Origin of the sequence: Methylobacterium brachythecii (assembly GCF_014196345.1) — a bacterium.
Classification (GTDB): domain Bacteria; phylum Pseudomonadota; class Alphaproteobacteria; order Rhizobiales; family Beijerinckiaceae; genus Methylobacterium; species Methylobacterium brachythecii.
Window position 1 is genome coordinate 125,113 of sequence record NZ_JACIDN010000007.1, and the last position, 18,049, is coordinate 143,161.

Below are 18,049 nucleotides of genomic sequence, written 5' to 3' on the forward strand. Positions count from 1 at the left end.
GCCCATGCACCTCCTGCGTGTCGACACGGTCTCGCTCGACGAGGGCGAAGCGGCGGTCGATCTCGGGCAGAGCCCGGGCGACATCGTCGTGCTGTCCTTCACCGACAGCGACCTGTCCTCGATCGCGGATGCCTATGCGGCCGAGCCCGAGCTGCCCTCGCTGCGGCTCGCGAAACTCGCCCAGCTGCGCCACCCAATGTCGGTGGATCTCTACGTCGATGCGGTGATCGCGCGGGCGAAGGTCTGCCTGATCCGCTGCCTCGGCGGCCTCGATTACTGGCGCTATGGCATCGAGCGCGCCGCGGCAGCCGCGCGCGCGCATGGCGTGCTGCTCGCGGTGTTGCCCGGCGACGATCGGCCGGATTCGCGGCTCGATGCCTTCTCGACGGTGTCCGCCGGCCTCTCTCAGACCCTCGACGCGTATTTCCGCGCCGGCGGCATCGACAACCTGCGCAACCTCCTGCGCCGCCTCGCGGCGGAGGCCGGGACGGCGCTGTCATACGCGCCACCACAGGCGCTGCCCCGCGGCTTCGCCTGGTGCCCAGGCTGCGGACCGTGTTCCGTGGAGGACGCACGAGGCGCCGCCGGGCCCGGGCCGCTGGCACTGCTCCTCGTCTACCGCTCGGCCGTGCTGTCCGGCGAGACCGGCCCAGCGCTGGCGATCGTCGCCGCCCTGCGGGAACGCGGCATCGGCTCCATCACGCTCGCCGTGTCGAGCCTGAAGGACCCGGACGCTGTCGCGCCGGTCCGAGCGGCGATCGCGGCGCGGCGGCCGGACATCGTCATCGCGGCCACCGCCTTCTCGGCGCGCGAGGATGCCGGTTTCGTCCTCGACGAGGCGGATTGCCCCGTGCTCCAGGCCTACACGATCGGTGCCTCTCACGAGGCCTGGGCCGCTTCCGCACGCGGCATGAATGCAGCCGACCTCGCCATGCAGGTGGCGCTTCCGGAATTCGACGGCCGCCTCTCCGGCTTCCCGATCTCGTTCAAGGAGGAGATCGACGTCGTGGACGGCTTCATCGGCCGCCGCGCCGTGGCCGACGCGCAGGGCATCGCCGCCCTCGCCGACCGCGCGGCCGCCTGGGTCCGGCTCGCCGCGACGCCACGCGAGGGTCGCCGGATCGCGCTGGTGATGTCCGACTATCCGGCCCGGGGCGGACGCGCCGGCTATGCGGTCGGCCTCGATACGCCCGAGAGCGCCCGCGCCATCGCCGAGGATCTGGCAAAGGCGGGCTATGCGGCCGGCGATCTGCCCGACGAGAGCGGTCTCATGCGCGCGCTGATCGAGGGCGAGACGCGCTTTTCGGTGCCGCTCGATGCCTATCGCGCGTGGTTCGACGGGCTCCCCGATGACTTACGGGACGAACTGTCCGAGCGCTGGGGAGAGCCCGAGGCCGACCCGGTCTGCACGGATGGCGCATTCCGTTTTCGCGCCGTCTCACCCGCACCGTCATTGCGAGCGCAGCGAAGCAATCCAGGCGACGTTTCCGCGTCTGAAGCGTCTGGATTGCTTCGCTGCGCTCGCAATGACGGTGAAGGCCATCTCACCGTCTTCCTCCAGCCCGATCGCGGCCGCGCCGCCGACCGGAAGGCCGGCTATCACGACCCGGACGAGCCGCCGACGCACGCCTATCTCGCCTTCTATCTCGGCCTTCGCAGCCGCTGCGATGCCCTGATCCATCTCGGCACCCACGGCACTACGGAGTGGCTGCCGGGCAAGGCCGTGGCGCTCTCGCCCGATTGCTGGCCGGCCCGCGCCATCGGCGCGCTGCCCGTGATCTACCCGTTCATCGTCGACGATCCCGGCGAGGCGGCGCCTGCCAAAAGACGCCTCGGCGGTGTGGCGCTGGGGCATCTCACGCCGAGCGTCGAGGCCTCCGGTCTCACGCCCGAGGCGGCGGCGCTGCGCGAACTCGTGGAGGAATATTCCTCGGCCAGCGTGCTCGATCCGCGCCGCGCCGGCCTGATCGCCACCGCCATCCTCGACGAGGCGGGGCGTGCCGGCCTGCTCGCGGGGGCCGGCATCGCCGCCGATACGCCGATGGCCGATGCGCTGACCACGCTCGACGCGCATCTCTGCGACCTCGGTGAGACCCCGATCCGCGACGGCCTGCACGTCTTCGGCCGCGCCGGGCCGGGTGCGTCCGAGGCGATTCGCGCCTGCGCCGAGGCCGAGCGCATCGGCCTGCTCGCCGCGCTCGATGGCCGCTTCGTGCCGCCCGGCCCGGCCGGCTCGCCCTCTCGCGGGCGCAGCGACGTGATGCCCACGGGGCGCAACCTCACCACCCTCGATCCGCGCAGCCTGCCGACCCGCGCCGCGACCATGCTCGGCGCCAAGGCGGCCGATGCCGTCGTGCGGCGATACCTTCAGGACGAGGGCGAGTATCCGGCCCGCATCGTCATGGACCTCTGGGCGTCGCCGACTTTGCGCACCGGCGGCGAGGACGTGGCGCATGCCCTCTCGCTGATGGGCGTGCGGCCGACCTGGGACAACGCTACCACCCGCGTCACCGGATTCGAGGTGCTGCCGCTGGCCGTGCTCGACCGCCCGCGCATCGACGTCACCTGCCGCGTCTCCGGCGCCTTTCGCGACACGTTTCCCGATACGCTGGCATTGCTCGACCGCGCCGCCCGCGCCGTCGCAGCGCGTGACGAGGAAGACGTCGAAAACCCCCTCGCCGCCTCCCGCCGCCGCGGTGAATCCGTCGCGCGTGTCTATGGCGCGGCACCGGGGCGCTACGGCGCGGGCGCGGCCGAACTGGCCCTCGACGGAGCCTGGAAGGACCGCGCCGATCTCGGCAGCGCCTATATCGCGGCCACCTCGCACGCCTTCGGCGATGCCGAGGCCGGCGATAGCGGCTTCGCCGCACGCGTGGCCGCCGCCGACGCCTATGTGCACGCCTTCGACGTCGCCGAGCGCGACCTGCTCGATGGCGATGCGGCCGCCGACGCCATGGGCGGTTTCTTCGCGGCAGCCGGTCGCGAGGACGCGCCACCCGCGCTCTACAGCCTCGACGTTTCCGACCCCGAAAAGCCGCGTGCTCGCACGGCGCGCGAGGACGTCACCCGGCTGATCCATGGCCGCCTCTCGCATCGCCGCTGGATCGACGGGCAACTGCGCCATAATTGGCGCGGCGCCCAGGAGCTGGCGCAGGGGATCGACGCGATCTTCGTACTGGCCGCGACGACGGATGCCGTGTCGAGCGCCGACCTCGACGTGCTTCATGCCGCCTGGATCGGCGATCTCGACGTCTTCGAACGCCTACGTGCGGCCAACCCCGACGCGACCCGCGCCATTCTCGATCGCTTTGACGAGTTGCGCGAGCGCGGCCTCTGGCAGAGCCGCCGCAACGCCGCCCCGGCGGACGCGCTGATGCGGGACGCCGCCGAGTGAGCACCGCGCGACGGCTCCCGCCGAACGACGCGAGCCGCCGCGGCTGGTGCCCGAGCCTCGCCCGGCCGATGCCCACCGGCGACGGCCTGCTCGCGCGTGTACATCCACCGCTGGGAATTCTGACTGCCGCCCAGTTGCGCGCCGTTGCCGAGGCCGCCCGGCTCTACGGCAACGGCCACATCGACATCACCGCGCGGGGCAACCTGCAGATCCGTGGCGTGAGCGAAGGGACGGCCTGCGCGCTCGCCGCCCATCTCACCGAGGCTGGTCTCGGCGACGTTCGATCCGATGGCGGCCCGCAGCGGCTGACTCTGACGAGCCCGCTCGCCGGCCATGATCCCGACGCCCTGATCGACGCGATCGCCCTGGCACGCGCCGTCGAGGCGATGGGACTGACGATCGCGGGGCTGTCGGCGAAAATGCTGGTGGCAGTCGAGAGCGGTGGGCGTTGGGGGCTCGGTGAGGCGGAGGCCGATCTGCTGATCCGGCCTATCGCGCCAAGCTGCGTTGCAATTGGGTTGGCTTCGGAAACGGCGCACCATTGGTGCCCCGAGGTCGATGTCGCCAACGCACCGCAAGCCATAGGCCGCGTGCTGGTGGCTTTCGTCGCGAGCGAGCATCGCCGCATGCGCGATCTCGACGACACTCGACGCTCCAGCATTGCAGCCATTGCCTCGGGTCACGTGGATGGTCGGGCGGATCGGCAGGCGCCATTCCCTCCCCCTTGCGGGGAGGGACAAAGGGTGGGGGTGGTTCCGCTTGCCGCTATCGGAACAAGCGGAACCACCCCCAGCTCCAACTCCTCCCCGCAAGGGGGAGGAGAGCCGCGCAGCGCCATGCCTCCCGGCTTCGTCCGTCTCGGCGCCGATCTGGCAGCCATCGTCGCCGAAGCGCCGTTCGGCCGCTGCACCGCCGACGGCTTAGATGCAGCCGCCGCCATCGCTGGCGACAAGGGTGTCCGGTGTACGCCCGAGCGTGGTTTGGTCCTTTTGGCTTCGCCGCCGCGTGCCGAAGCGATCCTGCGCAGCCTCAACGCGGCCGGCTTCATCACAGATCCCGCCGATCCCCGCCGCGCCATCGCCGCCTGCCCCGGCGCGCCCGCCTGTGCCTCCGGCAGCACACCGGTTCCCGAGCACGCCGCCCATCTCGCCGAAGCTTTCGCGCCTTTCGCCGCGCGCGGTCTCACCGCTCATGTCTCCGGCTGCGCCAAGGGCTGCGCCCATCCGCGTCCAGCCGATCTCACGCTGGTAGCTGAGGATGGCCTCTATCGCGTCGTCATCGATGGTGCGCCGGGGGAGACGGGACAGCCGCCTTCCCTGACTTTCGAGGCGGCGCTCGACCGCGTAAGGAGGGCCGATCCGGCCCGATCCTTAGCCGGTGCCTTCTCTTCATGACCGCCAGGATTTCCAGGACGATGCGGCCCCGGCACGACTACATCCGCGACGGCAGCGCGATCTACGCGCGCTCCTTCGCCATGATCCGCGCAGAGGCCGATCTCGCCCGATTCACGGGCGCGGCCGAGCGCGTCGTCGTGCGGATGATTCATGCATGCGGCATGACCGACCTGCCGAAGGACGTGGAGGCCTCCGCCGATTTCGCCGAGGCCGGCGAGCGCGCGCTGAAGGTTGGCGCGCCGATCCTGTGCGACGTCCGCATGGTCGCCGACGGCGTCACCCGCAGCCGCCTGCCGGCCCGCAACGAGGTGATCTGCACCCTCGGCGATTCCCGAGTGCCGGACCTCGCCACGCAGATGCAGACGACACGCTCGGCCGCCGCGATGGAATTGTGGCGCGAGCACCTGCCGGGCAGCATCGTCGCCGTCGGCAATGCGCCGACCTCGCTGTTCCGCCTGCTCGAACTGCTCGACGAAGGCATCGCGCCGCCCGCCGCCGTGATCGGCATCCCCGTCGGCTTCGTCGGCGCGGCCGAGTCGAAGGAGGCGCTCGCCCGCGATGGCCGCGTGCCCTTCATCGTCGTCCACGGCCGCCGCGGCGGCAGCGCCATGACGGCCGCCGCCGTCAATGCGCTCGCCTGCGAGGTCGAGTGATGGAGGCGAGCGAGCGGATCGAGGCCGACCGGCTCGACATGCCGGAGACGCCGCGCGTGGCCAAGACCGGCACGCTCTACGGCGTCGGCATGGGCCCGGGCGATCCCGAACTGCTGACGCTCAAGGCCCTGCGCGTGCTCGAGAGCGCGCCTATACTCGTCCATTTCTGCAAGAAGGGCCGGCGCGGCAATTCGCGGACGATCGCGGACGCCGTCGTGAACGACCCGAGCCGCGAGTTTCCACTGGTCTATCCCTACACGACGGAGCTGGCGCCCGACGATGCGGAGTACGTCTCGGCGCTCGCCGCCTTCTACGACGATGCGGCTTCGCGGCTCTCCGACCATCTCGGCGCCGGCCGCGACGTGGCGATCCTCTCGGAGGGCGACCCCTTCTTCTACGGCTCGTTCATGCATCTCTGGCGGCGCCTGAAGGGGCGCTTTCCGATCGAGGTCATTCCCGGCGTCACCGGTATGTCCGGCTGCTGGACGCGGGCCGGCACGCCGATCACCTGGGGCGACGACGTGCTCACCGTGCTCCCGGCGACGCTGCCCGAGGACAAGCTGCTCGCGCGCCTGCGCGATGCCGACGCCGCCGTGATCATGAAGCTCGGCCGGCACCTGCCGAAGGTGCGCACGGCGCTCGCGGCGACCGGCCTGCTGGCGCGAGCGGTCTATGTCGAGCGCGGCACCATGGCGGGCGAGAGCATCGTGCCGCTTGCCGAGAAGGCCGACGACAAGGCGCCGTACTTCTCCATGGTCTTGGTGCCCGGCGAGGGCCGCCGGCCGTGAACCGCGGATCGGTGACGGTCATCGGCCTCGGCCCCGGCGATCCGCGCCTGCTGACGCAAGCCGCGAGCGAGGCCCTGGCCCAGGCCGAGGATCTGATCGGCTACTTTCCCTACGTCGCCCGCGTGCCGGAGCGAGAGGGACTCGTGCGCCACGCCAGCGACAACCGCGTCGAGGTCGACCGAGCGCGCCATGCACTTCAGCTCGCGGCCTCCGGGCGGCGTGTGGCCGTAGTGTCCGGGGGCGACCCTGGCGTGTTTGCCATGGCGGCCGCGGTCTTCGAGGCAGTGGAGCATGGCGAGCCGGGCTGGCGCGAGCTCGACATCACGGTCGAGCCCGGCATCACCGCGATGCTCGCCGCGGCGGCGCGGCTCGGGGCTCCGCTGGGCGGGGATTTCTGCTCGCTCTCGCTCTCGGACAACCTGAAGCCCTGGGAGATCATCACCGCCCGGCTGAAGGCGGTCTTCCAGGCCGATTTCGTGGTGGCGCTCTACAACCCGATTTCCTCGGCGCGGCCCTGGCAGCTCGGGCATGCGCTCGGACTCGCGGCCGAATTTCGCACCGGCAGCACGCCCGTCATCTTCGCCCGTTCCGTGTCACGCCCGGACGAGGCGATCCGCGTCCTGACCCTCGACGAGGCGCGGGAAGCCACGGCCGATATGGCGACGGTGGTGATCATCGGCGCCTCCGGCACGCGGCTGATCGCGCGAGAGGCAGGGGCGCCCTTCGTCTACACGCCGCGCAGCGTGCCGGGCTGAAGCCCGCACCGTCATTGCGAGGTGAAGCGGAAGCAATCCAGGGCCACACCCAGAAACGTCAGTGCGTTGGCTCTGGATTGCTTCGCTGCGCCTGCAATGACGACGGCGGGTCGATCGCTTCCTCAAGCCACCGTAACGCCTGCTCGACATCAGGCACCGAGGGCACGTCCGGGACATCCGGTCGCCGTACGACGATGACCGGAAGGCCGAGTTCGCGGGCGGCCGCGATCTTGGCGTAGGTCGCCGAGCCTCCCGAATTCTTGGTGACGAGCACGTCGGTGCGCGCCTCCTGCAGAAACACGATCTCGTCGGCCACGGCGAATGGGCCGCGGGCCGAGATCTCCGTCAGCCGCGGTAGGGAAACGGCGTCTCCGACCGGCTCGATCGTCCGCGCGAGATAATCGTGCTGCGGGGCGGCGGCGAAGGCGGCGAGCTCCTGGCGGCCGATGGTGAGACAGACCCGGCGCGGCGCGGAGCCGATCGCGGCGGCCGCCTGATCCATGGTCTCGATCTCGATCCAGTTATCGCCCTCGACGCGCTCCCAAGCCGGGCGGCGGATGGCCAGCAGCGAAACACCGGCTCGGGCGCAAGCCGCTGCGGCGTTCCGCGAGATCCGGGCAGCGAACGGATGTGTTGCGTCGATCACGCGCGCGATGCAGTGCTCGGCCATCCAGGCCGCAAGCCCTTCCACCCCGCCGAAGCCACCGATCCGCGTCGGGACACCAGCAGGCGCCGGCCGTGCCGTACGCCCTGCGAGCGACAGGGTGACCGCGAAACGGGCGGACGAGGCCAAGGCTCGCACCAGCGCGGAGGCCTCCGTCGTCCCACCTAAGATGAGGACAGGCAGGCCGCCTGCCTTGTCCGCCCTCGCATCCATTCGTACACCTTGCCTCTGCCGAGACCGGCGAGCCCCGAGCGGCCCCCGTGACCCCGTTCTGCCGCGACTGCCTGACCGACCAGCCGTCCGGCGCCGCGCGATGCCGGTCCTGCGGCTCGCCGCGGCTGCTGATGCATCCGGCGCGCGATCGGCTCGCCATTGCCCATGTCGATTGCGACGCTTTCTACGCCACCATCGAGAAGCGCGATAATCCCGAGCTGCGCGATCGACCAGTAATCATCGGCGGGGGCAAGCGCGGCGTGGTCTCGACGGCCTGCTACCTCGCCCGGATCTCTGGCGTGCATTCGGCCATGCCAATGTTCAAGGCGCTCAAGCTCTGCCCGGACGCCACGGTGATCAAGCCGAACATGGAGAAATACGTCGGCGTCGGCCGGCAGGTCAGGGCGATGATGTTCGACCTGACCCCGATGGTCGAGCCGGTCTCGATCGACGAGGCTTTTCTGGATCTCTCCGGCACCGAGCGTCTGCACGGCGCGAGCCCGGCTCTTTCATTGGCCCGCTTTGCCAAGCGCGTGGAGGACGAGGTCGGCATCACCATCTCGGTCGGGCTCTCGGCCAACAAGTTCCTGGCGAAGATCGCGAGCGATCTCGACAAGCCGCGCGGCTTCTCGATCATCTCCGCCGAGGAGGCCGTCGAGTTTCTCGGCCCGCGCTCGGTCGGCATCCTTCCCGGTATCGGCGCCTCTGCGCGGGAGCGGCTGGCAGGGGCCGGTGTGCGCGTCGTCTCCGACTTGCTCCGCGCCGATCCGAAGCGCCTGCATGCGGCGCTCGGCCGTGACGCCGACCGGCTGGTGGCACTCGCCCGTGGTGAGGATCGCCGCGTCGTGAAGACGACCCGCGAGGCCAAGAGCGTGTCGTCCGAGACCACCTTTTCGGCAGACCTCTCCCGGTTCGAGGAGTTGCGGCCGATCCTATGGCGGCTCTGCGAGCGCGTATCATCGCGCCTGAAGAAGGCCGAACTTGCAGCCGGCAGCGTCACCCTCAAGCTGAAGGATCGCAGCTTTCGCCTGCGCACGCGCACCCGCGGCTGCCTCGGCCCGACGCAGCTCGCGGACCAGCTCTTCCGACAGGGAGAGGCGATGCTGCGCGAGGCCTGCGACGGCACCGCCTTCCGCCTCATCGGCATCGGCGGCGGTGATCTCTGCGCCGCGATCCATGCCGATCGTGGAGACCTCGCCGACGGTAGCGTGGCGGCGACCGCCAAGCGTGAGGCCGCGCTCGACCGGGTGCGCGAAAAATTCGGGGCGGCGGCGATCCAGCGCGGCCTGACGTTCCAGCCGACCGAGGCCGCGCCGAAGCCCGAGGCCGCGCGCTTCAGGCGGCCGTGAAGCGTCGGCCGCGTTCCGAGAGGCGACGATGACCGCCGCCTTCAGCAGCTCGATCAAGTTGACTGATCTCGCAGCTCACAACCGCAGATTATATATCGCGACAACTGCGTTAACCGCAGTCAATCACAATCATTAACCCAGCGATGCGATGATGATGATTGCAACGCTGGGGAGCGATAGCTGTGATCGAAGAACGCCGAGAGTTTCCGAGACAAGATCTGTTCAAGTTCGGATTTGCAGTCGTTCAGGAATCCTCGACGACATATACCTGCATGACGCTCAACATCACGGAGCGCGGCGCGAAGATAGAGGTCGAGGACTCTACGAAACTACCAGACCACTTTTTGTTGGCTGCGAGAGAAGATGAGACGCCGAGACCATGCCGTGTTCTTTGGCGGATCGGGCCGAAGATGGGTGTCGTCTTCACGGATTGAGTTGACGTCCACGAAGTCTCGGAGACGGAGACGAACCGGGAGCGCATCGAAGCCCCATCCAGATCGGGAGGGCCGCCGAGGCTGCTGCCGGAAGACACATGGCGAGCGCTCAGGCGTAGGCGGCTACGGCCTCCGCTTCCCCGACCGCGAAACACCAGAGCCGCCTAGCTCTCCTAACCCGCGACGGACATCCCGGATTCAATGGCGCGGCGTCCCAGTTCTTCGACGAAGCCCGTCACGCGCGAGGCTGGCAGCGGCTTGCTGAAGAGGTAGCCCTGGACCTGGGTGCAGCCTTCCCGGCAGACGCTCTCGAACTGCTCTTCGGTCTCGACACCCTCCGCCGTGATCGTCGCTCCGGTGCGCTCGCCGAGGCCGACGATCGCCCGCACGATCGCCGCCGTCTCCTCGTTGCCGATGTCGCGGATGAAGCTGCGATCGATCTTGATCTTGTCGAAGGGGAACCGGCGCAGGTAGCTCAGGCTGGAATATCCGGTTCCGAAGTCGTCGAGGGCGATGCGCACGCCCAGGTCGCGCAGCCGGTGCAGGCTGGCGACGACGCTCTCGGCATCGCTCATCAGCACGCTCTCGGTGATTTCGAGTTCGAGCCGGTCCGCTGGCAGTCCCGACGCGGAGAGAGCGTCCCGAACGACCTGCTCGAGGCCGGGCTGAGTGAACTGGACCGCCGAAACGTTGACGGCAACCCGCAGATCGCCTGGCCAAGAGGCGGCCTCACGGCAGGCCTCGTGCAGGGCCCAGGTACCGAGCGCCACGATCAGCCCGGTCTCCTCGGCCAACGGAATGAATTCGGCCGGCGGAATGGCGCCGCGCAGGGGGTGTGTCCAGCGCATCAGCGCCTCGAACGCACTCACCGTCCGGCTCGCCGCATCGACGATCGGCTGGTAATGCAGCAGGAACCCGCTGCGCAGGACCGCCTCGCGCAGGTCGAGTTCGAGCAACGTTCGCTCCGAGGCCTCGGAGCCCATGCCGTCGTCGTAGAAGAAGAACGTGTTCCGCCCGGCTTTCTTGGCCCGGTAGAGCGCGATGTCGGCATGCCGGAAGAGCTGATCGCCACTGGCCGAGGCTCCCGGTCCGAGCGCGACGCCCAAGCTGACGCCGATACTCGCGGAATGCCCGCACAGGTCGACCGGCTCACCCACGACCTCGATGATGCGATGGGCAGCGGCCCTGACGGATCGCGGATCGTCCGTCTGACTGAGGATGATCGCAAACTCGTCGCCGCCGAGCCTGGCGACCGTGTCGACGTCGCGCAGCACGGAGGTCAGCCGTCGCGCGATGACGCGGAGCAGCTCGTCGCCGGCCGGATGGCCGAGGCTGTCGTTGACCGTCTTGAAGCGATCGAGGTCGCAGGCGAGGATGGCGAAGCCGCCGCCCTGCTGGCGCACGGTGGCCAACTCCTCGTCGAGACGCTCCCGGAACAGGGCGCGGTTCGGCAAGCCGGTCAGCGCGTCGTGCGTCGCCATGTGGGCGATCTTCAGCTCGGCTTCCTTGCGGCGCGTGATGTCGATGTGGGTGCCGACGACGCGCAGCGCCTGGCCGTTCTGGTCGCGGGAGACGACCTTGCCGCGCGCCAGCGTCCAGGCGTAGTCGCCGTTCTTTCGCCTCAGGCGATACTCGCACTCGTAAGCCGGTGTGGATCCGTTTAGGTGATCGAGGAAGAGCCGGCGTGAGCGCTCGGCATCGTCGCGATGAACGAGGTCGTGCCAAGTGTTGATGTGCGGGACGATCTCGCTCGCCCGGTAGCCGAGCATGTCGAACCAGTGGCTCGACAGTTCGATCTCTCCCGTCGTGAGATCGAGATCCCAGAGGCCGTCGCTGCCGCTGTCGAGCGCCAGCGACAGGCGTTCCTCGCTCAGGCGGAGCGCGTCCTCGGTCGCCTTTCGCGCGGACACGTCCCGGAGCGCCGCGACGTAGCCGGTCGGTTGCCCGCGGGGATCACGGGTGAGTTTGAACGAGGCTTCGACCCAGACCCAGTGGCCCTTCTTATGCCGATAGCGCTGCACCGCCAGCGCATCCTCGATCCTGCCTTGCGCGAGGTCGTCGAGAATGAGCTGGAACGCCTTCGTCTCGCTCGGATGCACGGTCGCGAGTGGATGCGTGCCGATGAGTTCGTCGACCTCGTAGCCGAGGACCGTCTTGATGGCGGGCGAGATGTAGCGGCGCCGGACGGACAGGTCCAACCAGATGACGACATCCGTCGTGTTGTCGGCCAACAGTTTGTAGAGCTGTTCGGTCGCCCGACCGGCGGGAGCCCGCCCCGGGTCGGTTGAATGTCTTTTGGCAAGAGCCGCACGCATCATGATGGCGTCGTCGATGTCCCCTTCGACGCGCCTGGAGACACGTCTCGCCGCTCAACCTGGAAGCAACGAGGCGAACAACTGGTTCCTCACCGAGGGCCAGACACAGTGAATCTTGGAAATTAGATTTTCGCGATCACTTTCAGCGCTCCGATCAATGCTTGGCATCGCAGTCGAGACATTGGCGTACGACCAAGGTTGCGCACGATCATCCTTGGACCGAGGCGGAACGCTCCAGCGATCTGCCTTCGCCGTCGTCAGCCGGCCGCCGCCCTCTCCAGGGCGGCCACGTCGAGCTTGACCATCGTCGTCATCGCCGTGAAGGCGCGGTTGGCGACGGCGGGGTCAGGATCGGCCAGCAGACGCACCATAATCTCGGGAACGATCTGCCACGGCACACCCCAGCGGTCGCGCAGCCAGCCGCAAGCGATCTCCGATCCGCCATTCGCGGTGAGCGCGCCCCAGAGCCGGTCGACCTCCGCCTGATCCTTGCAGGTGACGGAGATCGAGGCGGCCGTGCCGTAATCGGCACGGTTGCCGCCGTTCAGCCCCTGGTAGCTCTGCCCGGCGAGATTGAAGAGGACGAGGATGACGTCGCCGGCCTCGCCGGCAGGCCACTGCGCCGGCGAGCGCTGCACGTGGTCGACGGCCGAGCCCGGGATCAGCGAGGTGTAGAAGCGGGCGGCCTCCTCTGCGTCGCGCTCGAACCAGAGGCAGGTACTGACCTTCGACATTGCGGGCGTCTCCCTCGAATCGTTTCTTGGCGTGCCGAAACGATGCCTGCTTCTGCCAGGGGACGACAGCCGAAGGCCGCACACTTGTTCAGCGCGCGGCCTTCAAAGGGTCAGACGTTACAGGGAGGAGGCAGGGCCGCTCAGGCGGCCTGCATCATCGGGTTGAGCACGGCGATCAGCTCGTTCTTTACGCGCTCGGCCTGGTCGTTGGCGATCTGGCAGGTACCGGCCGCCTTGTGACCACCGCCGCCATAACCGAGGCAGACCGAGCCGACATCGACGGCCGAGCCGCGGTCGAGGATCGACTTGCCGATGGCGAAGACGGTGTTCTGCTGCTTCATGCCCCACATGACGTGGGCCGAGATATCGCACTCGGGGAACAGCGCGTAGATCATGAAGCGGTTGCCGGCATAGATCACGTCCTCGTCGCGCAGATCGAGAACGACGAGCTTGCCGTGCGTCCGGGCGCAGCGCTGAAGCTGGGCGCGGAACAGGTCGCGGTGCGCCATGTACATCTCGACGCGCTCCTGGACGTCGGGGAGCGCGAGAACCTGCTCGACGGTGAGGTCGCGGCAATTCTCGATGAGTTGCATCATCAGCTCGTAGTTCGAGATGCGGAAGCTACGGAAGCGGCCGAGCCCGGTGCGCGAATCCATCAGGAAGTTCATGAGGACCCAGCCCTTGGGGTCGAGGATCTCCTCGCGGCTGAACTGCGCGGAATCCGCCTTGTCGACGGCGGCCATCAGGTCCGCGCCGATCTTCGGGAAGGCGGCCGCGCCGCCGTAATAGTCATAGACCACGCGGGCAGCCGAGGGGGCGTTCGGGTCGATGACGTGGTTGGCGCGCATTTCGCCGCCGGCGCGCTTGGCCTCGCTCGAATGGTGATCGAAGGCCATGTGGCAACCTGCGACGTAGGGCAGGTTCGTGATGATGTCGCGATCGGTGATCGGGACGATGCCGTCCTGCATGTCCTTGGGATGGACGAACTTGATGTCGTCGATCAGGCCGGCCTCGCGCAGCAGCATGCCGCACACGAGCCCGTCGAAATCACTGCGCGTCACCAGTCGGTAGGTCTGCTCGGACATAGAAGATCGGTCCTTTCCTGCTCTCGGAAAAGACTTTCTCGGCTCCACCTTAAAACGAAGTAAGAAGATCGGCCTGGTTCGAAAATTGGAAAACAAAACCACACCGGCGTTCCCGGCATCCGCGCGATCCGGGCGCCGCTTCTTCGATATCGCGCCGGGCGGGGCAGTCTCGGCTCTTCGCCGCCGCCCGTCAGTGACCCATGCACTTGTCGAAGAAGAGACGTTCCTGGCCGGGATCGGCGTGCTTGTCGTAGGCATAGTCGCGTGCCCGCGAGCGGCAGACCGCTTCGCCAGCATTGGCCGGCGTCGCGTTCGCCGCACTGGTCTGCGTCCCGTGGGAGCGGCGCGCGAGAGACGGCGAGGCCGTCGCCAGCGCGACGGCGGATGCCAGCGCGACCATCACCAGCAGCCGGAGGCAGCACAGGCGACCGCTCGTCATCCCGCGCGGTGTCGACTTCGCCCAACCGAGCATCGCGATGGTAAAAGCCACGGCGAGGGCCAGCGTCCCGGAACCAAGCAGCGTCATGTCGGTGAACGTCCAGAGAAGATCGAGCGGCTCTGTCTCTGGCGGGCTTTCGTTTCTGGCCGATGTCCGAGACCGGCGTGCGACGATAGCCTGCGCTGGGACCTCTGCATCGAGCGCCTCGCGGCGGCCCGGCCGATGGGAAGAGGCCGCCGCAGCGCAGAACGAGCGCGCGCTATTTCCCGCACTCGCCTTCCGCCTTCGGATCGGCCTTGGCCATGTCGAAGCGGCTGACGGTGCCGTCGATGGCGAAGTCGCCGTAATCGAGATGGATCGCGCCGCTGACGCCATTCTCGTAGAGATCGAAGCTCAGGGTATAGACAGGCGTGCGCTCGCCCTCCCCTTGCGTGAAATAGCTGAGCGTCACCGGCCAGCGACGCATCGTGGCCATCTCGCCCTCGCGCAGAGGCTTGTCGCGGTCGGTGTTGGCGGATGCTGGCGTGGCGGCGGAGGGTCGGCCGATCACGGCCAGCGTGTCGTAGACCTTGCGTCCGTCGTCTGAGCCATCGAACACCTTCACCGCGACCGTGGTCTCGCCCTTCCGGGCCGCCTCGATCAACCTCAGCATGTGATGGCTCGGAAACAGCACCGTGCCGTCCACCTTGAACTGGTCGCGCTTGGGCTCCTTCAGCTTGACCTTCACGCCCTCGGCGGAGGTCTCCGCTGTGCCGTCGACGTCAGGGGACGGCTGGTTGTTGAGGACAGCTCCGGTCTTGAAGCGCAGGCTCTTGCCGTCCCCGGTCTCGTAGGTGGTGTTGCGTAGATCCGAGGTGCGCTCGCCGGACTCGCCGGAGGAAAGGATCGTCACCTGCCGGGTCTGGATCGTGTAGCCCTTGCAGGCATCGCCCGCGAAATCGATGACGATCCGCCCCTGCACCGCCTCGACCGCGCGGGTTCCCTCGCTCTTGGCCAGCGACAGGTCGTAGACGGCGCGATGGTTGGCGAGCCGGATCGGCGCCTCGGCGGGCGTGGCTGGTGCGCCTTGCGCCGGCGCGGCACCGGCGGGTATCGCGGACGCGAGAAAGGCGAAGGCGGTCGCGTAGCGAAGGCGCATGACATCTCCCGAAGGACCAGATTTCGTGGCACCAGAGAAACCCCGATCATGGGATTTCTGGGGCCGGATCGCGGACCAGTCCGGCCCTCACATAGGTGCTTGATCGCTAACGACAAACCTGCGTTGCGCCCTGTCGAGAATACTATCCGATCGCGATTGCAAGCCCAAATTTGCGTTCACGAGCAACAAAACCCGAAAATTTCACCTTGACGCGACGCTCATTCAAACTGTCCGCAATTTCTGGAACGTCTCGAAATCTTCATTGCATCCGATGTGGATCGTCGTATCGGCTGCCTTGACGGGCGAAAGCGTATCGAAGGCTTCGTCTGCGGGCGGTTTTCGGTTGCGCATCAAGCTTTGCTGGTGGAAACCATCATCGTCCCAAACGGGGCGCTTGCGCCGGGAAGGAGCCCTCCTGTAGGGTCCATCCGTCCACCGGGAGAGGGCTCGGCGGACATCATCGACAGGTCGCCGGAACGCGCGTGGCGGGCTTGTTGCGTATCGCCAACCAACACGACTGCGCGGAGCACCGGGCCATCGATGAGCGCGACTGAATCGGAGGGGGCCATGGTGGAAGCGATCCCGAGCTGGACGGACGAGCGCGTCGAGCTGCTCCGCCGTCTATGGGAGGACGGCCTGAGCGCGAGCCAGATTGCGGCGCAGCTCGGCGGCGTGACCCGCAACGCGGTCATCGGCAAGGTGCACCGCCTCGGCCTCGCCGGCCGTGTGAAGCCGAACGGCGCCGGCCAAGTCACCGGCCGCAAGAAGGTGGAAACGGAGTCCGAGGCTGCCGACGCGCTCGCGAGCGAGCAGACCATTTCGGAGCCCCCTGCGGTGATCTCGCATCGTCCCGCTCCTTCATTCCCGATCACGCCGCCGGCCGCGGCCAAGGAGCCGAACGGACTCGCCGTCTCGGAGCGGGTCACCATCATGGATCTGCGGGAGTCGATGTGCCGTTGGCCGCTCGGCGACCCGACGTCGCCGGACTTTCGCTTCTGCGGCGGCCGGGCCATCACCGGCCTGCCCTATTGCACCCAGCACGCCCAGATCGCCTACCAGCCTGCCGCCGAGCGCAAGCGCGATCGCCGCGTCGCCGGCATCCGCTGATTTTTTGAACTGCCCGGCGCTGCGGCGCCGGCTCGAAGCCGTGGGGTCACGATCCGACGGCTTTTTCTTAGGCTCCGCCGTCATTGCGAGCATAGCGAAGCGATGACGGCGAAGAGAAGCCTCAGACTTCCGTGAACATCTCGTCGAAAGAGTAGCCGGAGCCGCGAACGGTGCGGATCGGATCGCTCTGCTTCGGCCGGTTGATCGCCTTGCGCAGACGGCCGACATGCACGTCGACGGTGCGCTCGTCGATGTAGACGTCGTGCCCCCAGACGCCGTCGAGGAGCTGCTCGCGGGAGAAGACGCGGCCGGGGCTTCGCATCAAGAATTCGAGCAGCTTGAACTCGGTCGGGCCGAGATGGATCTCGCGGCCGGAGCGGCGGATGCGGTGGCTGACGCGATCGAGCTCGATGTCACCGGCCAGGAGCGTGCCGGATACGTGGGCCGGCTTGGTCCGGCGCAGCAACGCCCTCACCCGAGCGAGCAGCTCGGGCACCGAGAAGGGCTTGACGATGTAGTCGTCGGCACCGGTGGCGAGACCGCGGACACGGTCACCCTCCTCGCCGCGCGCCGTCAGCATGATGACGGGCAGTTGCTCGGTCTCGCGGCGGGCACGGATGCGCCGGCACAGCTCGATCCCCGACAGGCCCGGCACCATCCAGTCGAGCAGGATGAGGTCGGGAAGCTGCTCGCGCAGCAGCAGGTCGGCCTCGTCACCGCGCGCCGCGCAGGTCACCTCGAAGCCTTCAGCTTCGAGGTTGTAGCGCAGCAGCGTCGTGAGAGATTCCTCGTCCTCGACGATCAGGATACGGGCTTGCATCGGCCGGCCGGCAAACTAGGGGTTGTGCCCGATCCTACGCGCCCGGCTGCACGGTCGCATAGTTCGAAGCATCGTTCTTGGGGCGCTCTCCCGCCAGAGTTTCGCCGGTGACGAGGTAGTGGATCGTCTCGGCGACATTGGTGGTGTGGTCGCCGATGCGCTCGACGTTTTTGGCGCAGAACAGGAGATGCGTGCAGAACGAAATGTTGCGCGGATCTTCCATCATGTAGGTCAGCAGCTCGCGGAACAGCGAGTTGTAGAGCGCGTCGATGGCGCCATCGCGCTCCCAGACGTCGTGGGCGGCGTCGAGGTTACGGCTCGCATAGGCGTCGAGCACGTCCTTGAGCTGCTCCTGCACCAGGTCGCTCATATGCTCCACGCCGAGCACGATCTTCTGCGGCTGGGTCTGATCGGCAATCGCCAGGACGCGCTTGGCGATATTCTTTGCGAGATCGCCGATCCGCTCCAGGTCGCCCGAGACGCGGATACCGGAGATGGTCTCGCGCAGGTCGATGGCGAGCGGCTGGCGGCGCGCGATGAGCAGCACCGAGCGCTCCTCGATCTCACGCTGGAGCACGTCGAGGCGCTTGTCGGAGACGATGACCGCCTGGGCCAGGGCCGTGTCGCGACGAACCAGCGCCACGGTGGCGTCGGCCATCATCTTCTCGGCCACGCCGCCCATCTCGGCGATCTGGCGGCGGAGGTCTTCGAGATCCTGGTCGTAGGAAGAGACGATGTGTTCGGACATGTACGGGCTCCGGCGCGGG

At 68.1% G+C, this 18,049-nt stretch carries 16 protein-coding genes; 8 read left to right on the forward strand and 8 right to left on the reverse strand.

Translation table 11 applies throughout. The annotated features are described in order from the left end of the window. The first annotated feature begins 4 nt into the window (after positions 1–4). Genes cobN through cobJ form a run of 5 tightly spaced genes read left to right on the forward strand, consistent with a single transcriptional unit; the run spans position 5 to position 6,984 of the window. Positions 5–3,394 carry a cobaltochelatase subunit CobN gene (cobN, locus tag GGR33_RS18775; protein WP_183508031.1) on the forward strand — a complete coding sequence of 1,130 codons (3,390 nt, stop codon included), beginning with the start codon at positions 5–7 and terminating at the stop codon, positions 3,392–3,394. Beyond that, positions 3,391–4,788, forward strand: coding sequence for a precorrin-3B synthase (gene cobG, locus GGR33_RS18780; RefSeq protein ID WP_183508033.1), 1,398 nt, complete (start codon positions 3,391–3,393; stop codon positions 4,786–4,788). The genes cobN and cobG overlap by 4 nt, the downstream gene beginning before the upstream one ends. Before the next feature lie 20 nt (positions 4,789–4,808). Beyond that, positions 4,809–5,441: a precorrin-8X methylmutase gene (locus tag GGR33_RS18785; RefSeq protein WP_183508035.1), complete on the forward strand. Its 633-nt coding sequence runs from the start codon at positions 4,809–4,811 to the stop codon at positions 5,439–5,441. Further along, entirely contained in the window at positions 5,441–6,229 is a 789-nt protein-coding gene (locus tag GGR33_RS18790) for a precorrin-2 C(20)-methyltransferase (RefSeq protein ID WP_183508037.1), read from the forward strand. The genes GGR33_RS18785 and GGR33_RS18790 overlap by 1 nt, the downstream gene beginning before the upstream one ends. Beyond that, the gene (gene cobJ, locus GGR33_RS18795; protein ID WP_183508039.1) at positions 6,226–6,984 is read left to right on the forward strand and encodes a precorrin-3B C(17)-methyltransferase; all 759 of its coding nucleotides are present in this window, start codon (positions 6,226–6,228) and stop codon (positions 6,982–6,984) included. Before GGR33_RS18790 ends, cobJ begins: the two co-directional genes overlap by 4 nt. A gap of 58 nt (positions 6,985–7,042) precedes the next feature. Here the strand turns inward: cobJ and GGR33_RS18800 are convergent, their stop codons facing one another. After that, the gene (locus tag GGR33_RS18800) at positions 7,043–7,861 is read right to left on the reverse strand and encodes a cobalt-precorrin-6A reductase (RefSeq protein WP_183508041.1); all 819 of its coding nucleotides are present in this window, start codon (positions 7,859–7,861) and stop codon (positions 7,043–7,045) included. Between the two features lie 47 nt (positions 7,862–7,908). On the opposite strand from GGR33_RS18800, the gene GGR33_RS18805 reads away from it, so the two are divergent. Next, positions 7,909–9,210 (forward strand): DNA polymerase IV, encoded by a 1,302-nt coding sequence (locus GGR33_RS18805; RefSeq protein WP_183508042.1) that lies wholly within the window; start codon positions 7,909–7,911, stop codon positions 9,208–9,210. Positions 9,211–9,392: 182 nt separating this feature from the next. Further along, positions 9,393–9,644 carry a PilZ domain-containing protein gene (locus tag GGR33_RS26600; protein ID WP_183508043.1) on the forward strand — a complete coding sequence of 84 codons (252 nt, stop codon included), beginning with the start codon at positions 9,393–9,395 and terminating at the stop codon, positions 9,642–9,644. 173 nt (positions 9,645–9,817) lie between these two features. Here GGR33_RS26600 and GGR33_RS18815 read toward each other — a convergent pair whose 3' ends face one another. The 5 genes from GGR33_RS18815 to GGR33_RS18835 form a co-directional block, all read right to left on the reverse strand. Next, positions 9,818–11,962 (reverse strand): putative bifunctional diguanylate cyclase/phosphodiesterase, encoded by a 2,145-nt coding sequence (locus GGR33_RS18815; protein ID WP_183508044.1) that lies wholly within the window; start codon positions 11,960–11,962, stop codon positions 9,818–9,820. Positions 11,963–12,216: 254 nt separating this feature from the next. Continuing rightward, the gene (locus GGR33_RS18820; protein WP_183508045.1) at positions 12,217–12,693 is read right to left on the reverse strand and encodes a VOC family protein; all 477 of its coding nucleotides are present in this window, start codon (positions 12,691–12,693) and stop codon (positions 12,217–12,219) included. A gap of 140 nt (positions 12,694–12,833) precedes the next feature. After that, on the reverse strand, positions 12,834–13,778 hold the full coding sequence (locus GGR33_RS18825) for a DHH family phosphoesterase (RefSeq protein ID WP_183508046.1): 945 nt from the start codon (positions 13,776–13,778) through the stop codon (positions 12,834–12,836). A gap of 190 nt (positions 13,779–13,968) precedes the next feature. After that, complete coding sequence (locus GGR33_RS18830) at positions 13,969–14,304, reverse strand: hypothetical protein (RefSeq protein WP_183508048.1); 336 nt, start codon at positions 14,302–14,304, stop codon at positions 13,969–13,971. A gap of 172 nt (positions 14,305–14,476) precedes the next feature. After that, positions 14,477–15,355, reverse strand: a complete 879-nt coding sequence (locus GGR33_RS18835) for a cell envelope integrity EipB family protein (RefSeq protein WP_183508050.1) — start codon at positions 15,353–15,355, stop codon at positions 14,477–14,479. 567 nt (positions 15,356–15,922) lie between these two features. Between GGR33_RS18835 and GGR33_RS18840 the strand changes: the two genes are divergently transcribed. Continuing rightward, positions 15,923–16,462, forward strand: a complete 540-nt coding sequence (locus tag GGR33_RS18840) for a GcrA family cell cycle regulator (protein WP_183508372.1) — start codon at positions 15,923–15,925, stop codon at positions 16,460–16,462. Positions 16,463–16,583: 121 nt separating this feature from the next. Here the strand turns inward: GGR33_RS18840 and phoB are convergent, their stop codons facing one another. Together phoB and phoU are read right to left on the reverse strand one after the other, a co-directional pair. Continuing rightward, positions 16,584–17,282: a phosphate regulon transcriptional regulator PhoB gene (gene phoB / locus GGR33_RS18845; RefSeq protein ID WP_183508052.1), complete on the reverse strand. Its 699-nt coding sequence runs from the start codon at positions 17,280–17,282 to the stop codon at positions 16,584–16,586. 34 nt (positions 17,283–17,316) lie between these two features. Next, positions 17,317–18,030 carry a phosphate signaling complex protein PhoU gene (phoU, locus tag GGR33_RS18850; protein ID WP_183508054.1) on the reverse strand — a complete coding sequence of 238 codons (714 nt, stop codon included), beginning with the start codon at positions 18,028–18,030 and terminating at the stop codon, positions 17,317–17,319. Positions 18,031–18,049 lie beyond the last annotated feature (19 nt).

Excerpts from the sequence above, each read along its gene's own strand:
- GGR33_RS18815 (WP_183508044.1), bottom strand. The coding sequence starts at position 11,962 with ATGATGCGTGCGGCTCTTGCCAAAAGACATTCAACCGACCCGGGGCGG.
- phoU (WP_183508054.1), bottom strand. The coding sequence starts at position 18,030 with ATGTCCGAACACATCGTCTCTTCCTACGACCAGGATCTCGAAGACCTC.
- GGR33_RS18825 (WP_183508046.1), bottom strand. The coding sequence starts at position 13,778 with ATGTCCGAGCAGACCTACCGACTGGTGACGCGCAGTGATTTCGACGGG.
- GGR33_RS18840 (WP_183508372.1), top strand. The coding sequence starts at position 15,923 with ATGGTGGAAGCGATCCCGAGCTGGACGGACGAGCGCGTCGAGCTGCTC.
- GGR33_RS18785 (WP_183508035.1), top strand. The coding sequence starts at position 4,809 with ATGCGGCCCCGGCACGACTACATCCGCGACGGCAGCGCGATCTACGCG.
- cobN (WP_183508031.1), top strand. The coding sequence starts at position 5 with ATGCACCTCCTGCGTGTCGACACGGTCTCGCTCGACGAGGGCGAAGCG.
- GGR33_RS18835 (WP_183508050.1), bottom strand. The coding sequence starts at position 15,355 with ATGCGCCTTCGCTACGCGACCGCCTTCGCCTTTCTCGCGTCCGCGATA.
- GGR33_RS18830 (WP_183508048.1), bottom strand. The coding sequence starts at position 14,304 with ATGACGCTGCTTGGTTCCGGGACGCTGGCCCTCGCCGTGGCTTTTACC.
- GGR33_RS18800 (WP_183508041.1), bottom strand. The coding sequence starts at position 7,861 with ATGGATGCGAGGGCGGACAAGGCAGGCGGCCTGCCTGTCCTCATCTTA.
- GGR33_RS18790 (WP_183508037.1), top strand. The coding sequence starts at position 5,441 with ATGGAGGCGAGCGAGCGGATCGAGGCCGACCGGCTCGACATGCCGGAG.
- phoB (WP_183508052.1), bottom strand. The coding sequence starts at position 17,282 with ATGCAAGCCCGTATCCTGATCGTCGAGGACGAGGAATCTCTCACGACG.
- GGR33_RS18820 (WP_183508045.1), bottom strand. The coding sequence starts at position 12,693 with ATGTCGAAGGTCAGTACCTGCCTCTGGTTCGAGCGCGACGCAGAGGAG.